This window comes from Faecalibacillus sp. H12 (assembly GCF_013361255.1).
GTDB classification, from domain to species: domain Bacteria; phylum Bacillota_I; class Bacilli_A; order Erysipelotrichales; family Coprobacillaceae; genus Faecalibacillus; species Faecalibacillus intestinalis.
Window position 1 is genome coordinate 30,394 of record NZ_JABWDK010000005.1, and the last position, 12,172, is coordinate 42,565.

Consider the following 12,172-nt stretch of genomic DNA (forward strand, 5'->3'; position numbering starts at 1 on the left):
CAACAACTACTTTATGCCCTGTTGCTGGAATCACTTCTTGTTTTTTGATGACTTCTTTACATACAGAACAATGTTTTCCTTCTGTTAATCCATCTTCTGTACATGTTGCTTTTTTACCTTGATCAACAACTACTTTATGCCCTGTTGCTGGAATCACTTCTTGTTTTTTGATGACTTCGTTACATACAGAACAATGTTTTCCTTCTGTTAATCCATCTTCTATACATGTTGCTTTTTTACCTTGATCAACAACTACTTTATGCCCTGTTGCTTTTTTGTCATCTACTATTTTTGTTTGTGGCTTAAATGCATTATTTTTGAAATTAGCTATATAAGTAATTATTCCATTTTCTGTACATGTTGGATCTTTAACAATTTTTTGAGCTGTAACGGTTTCTTCTTCAACATGTTCATAATTATTTGCACATACTCTTTGAGCTGTGACTGTCATATTATCTACAGACCACTTATATATAGGTTCACTATAATTATGACCATATTTATTACAATCAATTTCTGTATAAGATTCATCCCACATTGGATATTCTTCAATAAACTCATTTGATTGATAGTCATTATCCCTTACATGATCATCAAAATCATTTGTATTTTTTAAGAAATAAGCATATGTACTTCTTCCTGCATCCCATGTACTATCAAGATTATAATATTTACCATTTAATTTAACGATATTCCAAGCATGTGGTCCCCCTGCTTCACCTGAAATAACTCTTGTATCTACACCTGCATCTAATGCTAAGCGATAAAATAACGATGCATATCCTTGGCATACTGCTGTTTTATTGATCAAAGCTGCATAAGCTGTATATTTTAATGAATAGGATTCATCATTTAAGTTATCATGATCATATGTAACATTTGAACATATATAATCATAGATTGCTTTTACTTTTTGATAGTCTGTCTTATTTGATAAATCTAATGACTTCAATAAATTAGAGACTTCTTCATCTACTTTTTCTTCCTGTTCTAAACTAGATAAATAAGATACATCATAAAAAATATTTAAATCATATCCCTCATTAGAATTTCCAGATATGGATGCTTTTACTGTCCACCCTTGACAGTGCCATTTAAGATAGTCTCCTTCTTTTCCATTACCAGTATGTTTGATGGCCTTTTGGAACAACTGATGTACTAAATTAGAAAAAAATTCTTGTGTAATTTCTTCATCACAATGATAATAAAGAACAATATTACTTTCTCTATTAATTAATTTTTCTCTAAATATCTTTACAAGTTTTTCTTGATCACTTGTATATTCAACATCTTCTAAACTATATGTTTGAATATCATGATGAACAACACTACTTTTTACATCTTTATAAATAGGATTTACATAATGATCTTCTCTAATTGTTTCTTTTGCTTGTACATTGACTATACTTAACATAGAAAAACACATTGAAAGAACAAGTGATACAATAAATAATTTCTTTTTCATGATTTCCCTCCTTATATTCATTTAACCATGTAAGCCATTTCTTTTCAAGAATATATAAAAAAAACGAGGATACTCTAAGTATCCTCATCAAATTCACATTAAAATACTACTACTTTTGTTCCTGAAGGAATATTATCATAAATCCATTTAGCATATTGTATTTCAAGTCTTACACAACCATGTGATAATGGAATTCCTGTTCTATTATCTTGAATTGTACCATTTTTATTATAAAGAGTACTATGGAATAAATAGTTTCCTTTAAATTGTGTATACCAGAAACATCTAGATGATCCTGAGTCAAAATAATATCCTCTTATTCCAACTGTAAATTCACCTTTAACTGTAGGTGTTGAAGCTTTACCTGGGGCACAACTATAATAATGAATATTGTTCCAATTATTTACAGAACCTTGATAAATAGCTACTCGACAATTAGCTGTATCAACTAAAATCAAATAATTAGTAGCACTACTGTATCCGCTTGCTCTACTTGTCATTGAATCATAAACACTATCGCTTCTTAAAGCCCCACTAGAAGTAAAATAAAATGCTTCAAAATACGTATCATGTAACATTGCTCCATATGAATTTAAATAATACCATTGATTGTTATCTTTCAACCATCCAATAGCCATATTTCCACCTGAATGTAAATAATACCAAGTTCCAGCAATTTGCTTCCAACCTGTGCACATTGCCCCACTTGCATCCATATAATACCAAGTTCCTTTAACATTTATCCAGCCTGTTAACATACTACCATACGCATTTAGGTAATACCATTGACCATTCAAATCAAGCCAACCCGTGTACATATACCCTTGACCTGATTCATCTAAATAATACCATTTACCAGAAACTCTTTGCCATCCGGTTTGCATGACACCTGCATCGTTTAATAAATACCATTGATTTTTAACATAAACCCAACCTGTGCATTTATTTCCATTTTGATCATAGTAATACCAATCATTACCATCTAACATCCAGCCTGTTTTAATAGCACCATTTTCATCAAAAGTATATTTAACACCATTGATTTCTCTTACTTGATTAGTAATAGCAGCATATGGATATGCTTCATTATTAGCATCTAAATAATACCATTTACCATAGTATTTATACCATCCACTTACTAAACTTGCATTTCCATCATAGAAATACCAATGAGCATCATCATTTATCCAGCCTGTTTTAATAGCACCATTTTCATCAAAATGATATTTTATTCCATCAATTTCCTTTACTTGATTTGTTATTGCTGATGATGGATATGTTTCATCATTAGCATCTAGATAATACCATTTACCATAATATTTATACCATCCTTGTTTACAGGTAGCATCATTATTTACAAAATACCAGTGATTTTGATCATTTACCCATCCTGTTTTAACATTTCCATCTGCATTTACATAGTAAAAAGTTCCATTATCATTAACAATACCTGTAATTGCTACATCATTTTCATAAAAATAAACTTTCCCGTTTTCTTTATAAAGTCCATTTTTTACTTCAACAACATCATTCATCTTTACTTCATCATTTCTCTCTAATGCCGAAACAAATGATAGACTCATTGAAATTGAAAATAGAAAAATGAAACATGCTATTCCTTTCTTCAAATAACCTTTCATTGCTAAAACCTCCCTTGTATTCATTTTATCATCAAAAAAATTTCTAAACAATATAACTAATAAATAAAAAGCAAAGACTCCAAGTATAGCTATAAAATAGTCTATAGTTTTTATTCTATGATGATACCTAAAAATTAAAATACCACATTTCCTTTAGCCTTTAATAATTCCTATTTTATTTAAACCTAGCATTATAACAACATCAATATAGAGTAATTGAATCACAAAAGAATTATATTTTTTTGTAATCTTGTCTATTCTATATTTCAAAGCTCTTTTTGCCGTATATGATAAATGTATATCTTTTTGAGATAAAACATCTTTAAATAAAGTTACATAATCTTGATCTAATAAAGGATTTCTATTACTTGCTGTAGAAATACCACCTAATTCATATTGAATTGTGGGATAATCAAGATATCCAATTTTTTCATTGTTTAATGCTAATTTTGCATAAAATGGATAATCTTCTAATAATCTATATTTTGCATCAAAAAAACCATATTTATCAAAAATATCTTTTTTATAATAAGTAGAGGCTCCTGATACAAAATTACCATATTTCATAATATATTCAAAAAAATGATTTGATTGATCTAATAAAGAAACCTGATATAAACTTGGATAATATTCTATACTATTTTCTTTTTTGATCATTCTTTTTGAAGTATATATAAGTTTATCTTCTTGATCAAAAGCATTCATAATTTCTTGTAGAGAATTTTCATTATAAAATTGATCTCCACTTGATAAAGGACAAATGATTGTTCCTTTTGCCTGTTTAATCAAACTATTAAAATGTTTGACAGTTCCTCTATTAATTCCGTTATTTATAAGTTTAAAGTACGTAAATTCATTTTTATACTGTTCAGTGATTTTATCAAAGTCTTCTTGCGTATAATTAGGTGAACCATCATCACTTACAATAACTTCATAATTTGAATATGTTTGCTTTTTTATAGAATCTAATGTTTGTCTTACTTGATCTAAATTTTTATAGACCATTACAATGATTGTTGCTTCTATATTCATATATTTTTCCTTTCTTAATTATCTTTTAAAACTTTAATTATATTTTGAGTTACATATTTTACATATTTATCTTCAAATAATTCATCTTTTAATTTTAATCTTTTTTCTTTTAATGGATCTATTCCATTTTGTAAGTCTAAAAGAATTTTTTCTACATCTTCAAAACTATAAGCATTATAAGATACACTAAATATTTTTTTCATAATATCATTATCATCCACAGCATCAGTATGACAATAAATAATAGGTTTACCCGTTAAAAAATAACAAGGTATAATTGATGAAATATCTCCTACAAAAACATCTGAATGCCAAAATGTTGTAAAATATTCTGATGTTTGATCATAATATAACTGTTCATTATTTTGGAACTTACTTAAATATTCATCTACTTCATCGGATGTAATCAAACCTAAAGATATAAAATTTTTAAATGTAAGTGGATGAGGTCTAAAAACAAGACTTCTTTTCTTATCTTTTTCAACATAATCAACTATATTATATTTATAAGTTAAAAAATTACTTCCTCCCAATTGCGTATCTATTGTCCATCTAGGAGCCCATATAATCTTAAAATGTTGATCATCATTATCCCAAAATAGATTATCTTCACTTTGTGCTTTATTAAAAGCATTAAATATAGGATGTCCTGTTAATATCGTTTTTCTTAATCCTAATCGATGAGATAAAGGTGCTCTTTTTTTATTAAAAGATTCTGTAACATAACTATCCGCAAAAAAGATATGCAAATATCTAAAGAAATCCACATTAAGTGAAGTATCAAAAATATAGTTCATCATTTCATATCCATAAGGTAAATAACATGTTTTTGTATATTTTGAAACTGTAGATATTTTATATTCCATTGGTAAGTAAGAACTATAAGGTCTTTCATAAAAAACATAGTCTGGATTAATATTTTTTAAATCAAACCATTTTCCTTGATCAAAAGCTTTAATTGTATTTTGATGATTATGATTTTTATGAAAATCATAAATCTTTGTATTCATTGTTTGGATATCAAATTCTTTTTTTGAATAATCAAACTCTGGAATCATTAAAACATATGTTTCAAACTGATCATCATTAGATAATTGATTATATAAATCATCTACATTGATCCACAAATTAGACATTTGTGAAATAAATACTATCTTTTTTTTAGTGTTTGTTACTTTTTTTAAATTTTTTATTTTAAAATCAGCTACTAAAAAGCGGTATGAATCATATATTTTTCTAGCAACTTTATACGTTAACTTTGTCTTATCCATATTCATCTTATCCTTTTATTAATTTAAAATATTCTATTATTTTATTTCTATTTAATAAAGCAATAATTCCTATTATACCTACAAATATAATTCTTAACCAAATTGTATAATATGTAAATGTCAATAAAATAATTAAAATCGTGAAAGCAGTAGCAATAATAAATATTTTTTTCCAATCAAACAATGTATCATATCTATAATCTTCTATTTTATCTTTACATGATTTATTCATATAATATAGATTACTCAACCAAAAAACAATATAGGAAAATAAAGTTGTATACCCAGCTACAACGTATCCAAAAACAGGAATAAGTAAGAAATTCAAAACAATATTTAAAACAGCACTTAATATAGATCCTTTAACAAGATAACTATTTTCTTCAAAATAGAACATTACATTTATACATAATTGTGATAAAAATAAGAATAATAAACTTCCTGCTACTGGAGGAACGACCCAAATAGCATCTTTATATTTACTTCCCCCTAAGATAGCAATAGCTTCAGGACCAAATAAAATAAGTACAATCAACATTGTAGCAATAAATATTATAATAATATTTGTTACTTTTTTTATCATATTATATTTTTTATCTTTAATACTTCTGTATGTCCAAGGAACAAATGAACTATTGATAGAGTTAATAACAAAAACTAAGACAACAGCGAATTGATAAGCAACACTATATAATGCTGCATTTGTTTGGCCAGACATTCTACTAATCATTATTCGATCAGATTGATTAAATATCATTTGTGATAAATAATATGGTATAAGAGGTATATTAAATTTTAAAGCATATGTCCAATATTTTTTATCATATAAAGCCTTCCCTTTATATAATTGATAAATGTATATAATTAAACCAATACATAGATATACTGCAGTATTTCCTAAAATACGTGCTATTCCCTTTTCTTCAAATAAAAATACACCAACCAACCCTATTAAAGGAGATGCGACTGATATGATAAGAGTTACAATAATCATTGGTTTATATTTATATATAAAACGTTGTTTATTTGTCCAAAAAGTTAAGACTGTACTCATCAATATTTCAACAATCATTGCAAGAACAAGTATTGATGGTAATTCCAATAAATCATTCCAAAATACTGGAGCTATGATGTATATAATTAAAGTTATTAATGTTAAAACTGAAACAATCCCTTGGATAGAAGATATGTATCTATCTCGATCATTTTCAAATTTAATCATAGCTGTATCAAATGACCCATATTGTAAGTTCAAAGTAGCAAAAATAGCTACGATATTCATCCATGATTGATAGATACTATATTGCCCATATTGCTGAGTTGTCATTAATCTTGTAAAAATGGGTAACGTTATTAAAACAATACACTTTTGTACAATACTACAAATTGTATAATAAATAGAAGCTTTCACTTCAACAGGAACATTTTTATATTTCGATATTATTGATTTAACCATTTAAACTCTCCTTTTTTCAAAGCAATTATATATAAAGAAAGCAGTGAAAGCAAATAATCCCTTATTTTTATTTCACTGCTTGTGTATTTTTATGCTATTTTCTTTAATAAGCTAACAAAAAATCTCCTTCAATACCTGCACAAATCAATATGAGTAATATATTTTTATGATATCTATACTTATTTTTCAATTACACAATCATCATAAACATACAATATAATATTTGAACAATCTTAATTTTTTAATAATTTCAATACTTTATTATATATTTTCTTCTTTTAGATATGCATAGACATTATGAATCAACTTTTTCATACATATCATACTCTTATTTTTTACATATAGCATACCATTCTAAATCTTGATATCTATCATCAATAAATAAATGATCTTTAAATTTTCCTTCATAAATAAATCCGCATTTTTTATAAAAAGAAATTGCTCTTTTATTAGATGATAATACATTTAAATAAATTCTATGCAATTGTAACTTATCAAAACCATATTTTAATAATGATTCCGTTGCTTTTTGATTGGCACCTGTTCCTCTTGCTTTTTTTCTTGTGCTAATTGCATATTCAGCATTTTTATTTTTTAAATCAATATTTTTTAGAGAAATTGTACCTAAATATTCATCATCTTGATCATCAACAATTGCAAAATGTTGCTGATCTTCTCTAAAAGAATTTTCTACGAACTTTTTTGCTGCAATATCATCTATTTCAGCAAAATTATTTTGAAAAATATGTTTTGCTTCTTCATCATGCATCCATTCTAGCATTAATGGAACATCTTTTAATTGAAGTTTTCTTAATGTAATCATAATTATCCTCTCATTATTTAAACGCATTTAGTTTATCAATAACATAATTCACTTCTTCATCTGTCATTCCATAGTACATTGGAATACTTAAAACAGTTTTACTAATTTCTTCTGCAATTGGTAAACTTCCTTCTTTGATATTTAAATCTTTATATGCTTCTTGTAAATGCATTGGTATAGGATAGTGTTTTACAGTCCCAATCCCGTTTTCATTTAAATATTTTTCTAATTCATCTCTTTTAGCACATCTAATGACAAATACATGATAAATATGTCTATAATCTTCACTATCTTTTAATGGTAATTTAATTAATGGATTTTTTATTCCTTCAAAATATTTATTTGCTACATTTCTTCTATATTCATTCCATTTATCTAAATGTGGTAATTTACAACGTAAAAATGCTGATTGAATTTCATCTAAACGACTATTAGTTCCTTTATAAATATGATGATATTTGTAATCTGAACCATAATTACCTAAAGCTCTAACTTTATCAGCAATTTCTTTATTGTTTGTAACAACTGCTCCTCCATCACCTAAAGCGCCTAGGTTCTTACCTGGATAAAAACTAAACCCTGCTGCATCTGATAAAGTACCTACTTTTTGACCTTTATATTCTGTTCCATGTGCTTGAGCTGCATCTTCAATAACATATAAATTGTGTTTTTTAGCAATTTCATTAACTGCATCCATATCTGCAGGTCTTCCTTGTAAGTGAACAGCTATAATTGCTTTTGTTTGATCTGTTATTTTTTCTTCTATTAAAGCTGGATTAATATTATAAGTTTCTAATTCTGGTTCTACAAATATAGGTGTTGCTCCACAATATGAAACAGCTAAAGCTGTTGCAATATATGTATTTGATGGAACGATTACTTCATCTCCATTACCTATATTCATCGCTCTTAAAATTAAATATAATGCATCTAATCCAGTTGCTACACCTACACAATATTTAGCATTACAATAATCTGCAAACTCTTTTTCAAATAATTCGCATTCTTTTCCTTGGATAAAATAATTACTATCAATTACTTTATTATATGCTTGATCTAAATCTTTTCTTATTTCATCATGCATTGGTTTAAATGTTGCAAAAGGTATTTTCATTCTATTCACTCTCCTTAATAAATTCTAAAAAATCATCATAGTTTCTAATATAATCACTTTCATCATATGCTTCTGAAGCCAATACTAGCAATACTGCATCAGGAGAAAAATCAAACATTTCTCTCCACATATTATTAGCCACATACAATCCTTCATATGGTTTTTCTAATGGTACAACTTTTTTTTCCTTACCATTATCTAATAATATTTTACAAGTTCCATGTATACAAATTAAAATTTGTTCTAAGTTTTTATGTGCATGATATCCTCTACGGACTCCTTCTCCTGTATCATACATATAGTACACTCGCTTAATTTTAAAAGGTATATCTTTAAATTCTTCTAGAGCAACAAGTTGTCCTCTATCATCACCATGTGGTTGAAACATATATTTTATTACTTGCATTTTTCCACCTCTTTATCCATTTTTCTTATACTATTATATATTAACATTATTATCACATCAAAATACTCAATATTTGAAAAAATACTATTAAATTTTTTAATTCTATAATCAATGAGCCTCTATTTTTTATAATAGATTGTATGATCTATTTATTTTTGTTCTAATTATTTGAAACAGTCCCAAAAAATAATCTATTTAAATTTGATATACAATCATCACTTATAATAATTCATAAGATTTGAACAGTTGATTCAAAACTAAACAAACAATATTTTCAAGTAACTCTTCATTCTTAAAACACATTACAATAATACTAGCAAATATTTCTTCATTTTCCAATATCTGTTTCTTTCATCCTTTTAACTTATTTTTTGGGCAATTTTTACCATAAATGAAAATAACTTTTCGGGTAAAAGAGCTGTCACAATATCAAATTTTGCAATGTCAGGTGCAAGATATCTCAATTTAAATAAGGTTTTTATATTACCTGTTCTTCTAGCATTAGCAAATTTCTCAATTTCATTTAAATCTTTGTGATTAGGATATTTTTGTTTAAAATCTTCAATCATTTTTAAATCAGGCATTATTCTCTGATTGATATAATCTTCCTTTGTCTCTATTCCAACTAATACACCACTAACATTTTTCCCATGTCTTCTATATTGAACTAAAGGTAAATTTAAATACCCTACTTTTCCTTCTGTAGAAGTACACGCCAATACCCATTTATCATGACCTGTGTATTTTGAAAATGGTAAAGACTTTTTTGCAAAGCTAGCTTTCATTATAATACTCATTCCTACTGCATAAGTAACAAAGATATTATATTTAGTTATATCATCGTAAGTATTCCAATTATCATAGTTTTTATTGCTATGTTTTCTAACGCTACTGCAAGTGACGTTGTCATTTTCATCAATTATTTGTTTATCCGTAACAACTAAGTCGATATTCTTTTCATTCATATATGCGACACACTTTTCAACTTTATCATCCATCCATATATCATCTTGATCACAAAAAGCAATATATTCACCATCTGATCTTTGCACCAATTTTTCAAAAGCCCCCATGTAATTTAAATTTTCTTCACAATATGGCAAAACCTCATAGGAAAAATTTGTGATATATTTTTCAAATAAATCTAAATTACACCTTTTTTTTATACAATCATCAAATATATATAGTTTTAAATTAGGATATGTTTGATTATTTAAAGAAATTAATTGTTTTATCAAATATTCTTCATTTGGATTATATACCGACAATAATATATCAACTTGTTTATTATTCATAATATTTTTTCATCCTTTCTTTATACAACAAAATTTAATAAATTACAAATAGTGCAAATAAATTTGTAATTTACATAGATTTTATTTCATTTATAACATCTTTTTTGTTAAATAATAAATTGCTATTAATGCAAAAGAAGCAAAAGAATATTCCTTCACAATCTTTGGAAATCCAATTGGTAATAGTACGACATTATTACCTCTAATTCAATAAATATTAACACACTTTCTTTAACAATTAAATATTATAAATAAATATTAACAAAATTAAACACTATGGTATAGTGATTTTTTTATCATTCTTTAGCAATGTACCTTGTCACTTAATGAATTTATTAAGCTAGAAGTCATTGCCAATGTTAAAATAACAAAAATATATACCAAAAAGTATTTTTAATCTTCAATAAGATAACAAATTATTTGCAAGTTTCGAACCTTCAGTATAATATTCATCTTTATAACTAGTAATTCTTAAAATATTACCTCCTATTCTACATATATTTTTATCTATCACAACTACCTTTCAACATGATGCCATCTTCTACGACAACTTTATCACGACTTTATACAATTAACAATCTTGTTTCTTACTTTGATTTTGCCATTGGCAATGTCGCAAAGCATAAACTATATTACTCAAATGTCATCCCAACAACAAAAAAATCTATATTTGCCTTATCAAAAAATGACAGACATTATTTGTACTGCAGGGTTTGAATGGTGTGTTTTCAAAAGAGCAAGAAATCGGCATAAATTTAAATACCACTTGCTCAAAAAAATACATATCCGCTGAAAAATCAATGTGCAAAATCTAGCGGATGCGTTTTTTTAAGTAAAATTATCACTTATTTCTCTATATGTTTTCGAACCTACATTCTGTTTAATTATTGACTTTAATCGTATTTTTACTTATTTTTCGCATAATAGGCTTTATCTTTTACTGCTTATAGTTCATCATATAATTTATTTATAATTTTATCATCAAAATCCTCATCAAATTTTCTTGCCATTAAATAATTAACTTTTTCTAATTCATCACAATCCTCTATTGTAAAAGTTTTAGGGTGATTAATTTGTCCTTTCCAATTAACATATGTTAATTTATCATAGTATTTGTCTTTAAATCTACTATTCATATAAATCGTTTGAAATATGGATTCATCTGGAACCAAAGAGCCTTTATAATAGTCTATATATTCACCTTTTAATAATATATCATATATTTCTTTAGCACATTCATAGCTCAATGTTCACCATTGACTTCCATAATAGAAATCAACGTTAAGTGTATTTTTTCTATCAAGTAGATTTCCTAAATGTAGTGCAATGTTTATGTATCCCATCTTTAAACATCTTACAAAAAAATTTTTGCTTCTCATCCAATTTGGAAAATACATGTTCATTTTTATTTTTCCTTTTCTTTTTACAGCTATTTCTGATGCCTTTTTTGATTTTCCTTTAAACATTAACTTTCTTTTTTCTGTTAATCTGATTATAAACTCATCATTGCATTCTTCTTTTAAAAAATATTCGTAATATATATTGGCATCATATCCCCTGTCACATACAAATGTACATTTCTTTTCTATGATTGATTTTATATATTCTATACTCTTTAGTGTTTCTTCATTCATTGATTTGAATTCTTTACTTTCCGTTGAATAAATATG

General features: G+C 26.3%; 11 protein-coding genes. All 11 read right to left on the reverse strand.

What is annotated here, in order from left to right:
* A partial coding sequence (locus HUU89_RS05935) for a transglutaminase domain-containing protein (protein ID WP_175301246.1) occupies window positions 1-1,465 on the reverse strand: 1,465 nt, incomplete at its 3' end.
* A gap of 98 nt (window positions 1,466-1,563) precedes the next feature.
* Window positions 1,564-3,105, reverse strand: a complete 1,542-nt coding sequence (locus HUU89_RS05940) for a L,D-transpeptidase family protein (protein ID WP_175301247.1) — start codon at window positions 3,103-3,105, stop codon at window positions 1,564-1,566.
* A 153-nt stretch (window positions 3,106-3,258) separates the two neighbouring features.
* Window positions 3,259-4,137: a glycosyltransferase gene (locus tag HUU89_RS05945; RefSeq protein WP_175301248.1), complete on the reverse strand. Its 879-nt coding sequence runs from the start codon at window positions 4,135-4,137 to the stop codon at window positions 3,259-3,261.
* A gap of 14 nt (window positions 4,138-4,151) precedes the next feature.
* Window positions 4,152-5,408 carry a hypothetical protein gene (locus tag HUU89_RS05950; protein ID WP_175301249.1) on the reverse strand — a complete coding sequence of 419 codons (1,257 nt, stop codon included), beginning with the start codon at window positions 5,406-5,408 and terminating at the stop codon, window positions 4,152-4,154.
* A gap of 7 nt (window positions 5,409-5,415) precedes the next feature.
* A complete protein-coding gene (locus HUU89_RS05955; protein ID WP_175301250.1) occupies window positions 5,416-6,864 on the reverse strand; it encodes an oligosaccharide flippase family protein in 1,449 nt (482 codons plus the stop codon).
* A gap of 328 nt (window positions 6,865-7,192) precedes the next feature.
* Entirely contained in the window at window positions 7,193-7,687 is a 495-nt protein-coding gene (locus tag HUU89_RS05960) for a GNAT family N-acetyltransferase (RefSeq protein WP_217498441.1), read from the reverse strand.
* Between the two features lie 13 nt (window positions 7,688-7,700).
* Entirely contained in the window at window positions 7,701-8,801 is a 1,101-nt protein-coding gene (locus HUU89_RS05965; protein ID WP_118661908.1) for a DegT/DnrJ/EryC1/StrS family aminotransferase, read from the reverse strand.
* Window position 8,802: 1 nt separating this feature from the next.
* Window positions 8,803-9,207, reverse strand: a complete 405-nt coding sequence (locus HUU89_RS05970) for a sugar 3,4-ketoisomerase (protein WP_147580688.1) — start codon at window positions 9,205-9,207, stop codon at window positions 8,803-8,805.
* 359 nt (window positions 9,208-9,566) lie between these two features.
* Window positions 9,567-10,502 carry a glycosyltransferase gene (locus HUU89_RS05975; RefSeq protein WP_175301252.1) on the reverse strand — a complete coding sequence of 312 codons (936 nt, stop codon included), beginning with the start codon at window positions 10,500-10,502 and terminating at the stop codon, window positions 9,567-9,569.
* A gap of 944 nt (window positions 10,503-11,446) precedes the next feature.
* Entirely contained in the window at window positions 11,447-11,638 is a 192-nt protein-coding gene (locus HUU89_RS05980) for a hypothetical protein (RefSeq protein WP_175301253.1), read from the reverse strand.
* A 114-nt stretch (window positions 11,639-11,752) separates the two neighbouring features.
* Window positions 11,753-12,136, reverse strand: a complete 384-nt coding sequence (locus tag HUU89_RS05985) for a hypothetical protein (RefSeq protein WP_175301254.1) — start codon at window positions 12,134-12,136, stop codon at window positions 11,753-11,755.
* Window positions 12,137-12,172 lie beyond the last annotated feature (36 nt).

Excerpts from the sequence above, each read along its gene's own strand:
- HUU89_RS05940 (WP_175301247.1), bottom strand. The coding sequence starts at position 3,105 with ATGAAAGGTTATTTGAAGAAAGGAATAGCATGTTTCATTTTTCTATTT.
- HUU89_RS05945 (WP_175301248.1), bottom strand. The coding sequence starts at position 4,137 with ATGAATATAGAAGCAACAATCATTGTAATGGTCTATAAAAATTTAGAT.
- HUU89_RS05950 (WP_175301249.1), bottom strand. The coding sequence starts at position 5,408 with ATGGATAAGACAAAGTTAACGTATAAAGTTGCTAGAAAAATATATGAT.
- HUU89_RS05955 (WP_175301250.1), bottom strand. The coding sequence starts at position 6,864 with ATGGTTAAATCAATAATATCGAAATATAAAAATGTTCCTGTTGAAGTG.
- HUU89_RS05960 (WP_217498441.1), bottom strand. The coding sequence starts at position 7,687 with ATGATTACATTAAGAAAACTTCAATTAAAAGATGTTCCATTAATGCTA.
- HUU89_RS05965 (WP_118661908.1), bottom strand. The coding sequence starts at position 8,801 with ATGAAAATACCTTTTGCAACATTTAAACCAATGCATGATGAAATAAGA.
- HUU89_RS05970 (WP_147580688.1), bottom strand. The coding sequence starts at position 9,207 with ATGCAAGTAATAAAATATATGTTTCAACCACATGGTGATGATAGAGGA.
- HUU89_RS05975 (WP_175301252.1), bottom strand. The coding sequence starts at position 10,502 with ATGAATAATAAACAAGTTGATATATTATTGTCGGTATATAATCCAAAT.
- HUU89_RS05980 (WP_175301253.1), bottom strand. The coding sequence starts at position 11,638 with ATGAATAGTAGATTTAAAGACAAATACTATGATAAATTAACATATGTT.
- HUU89_RS05985 (WP_175301254.1), bottom strand. The coding sequence starts at position 12,136 with ATGAATGAAGAAACACTAAAGAGTATAGAATATATAAAATCAATCATA.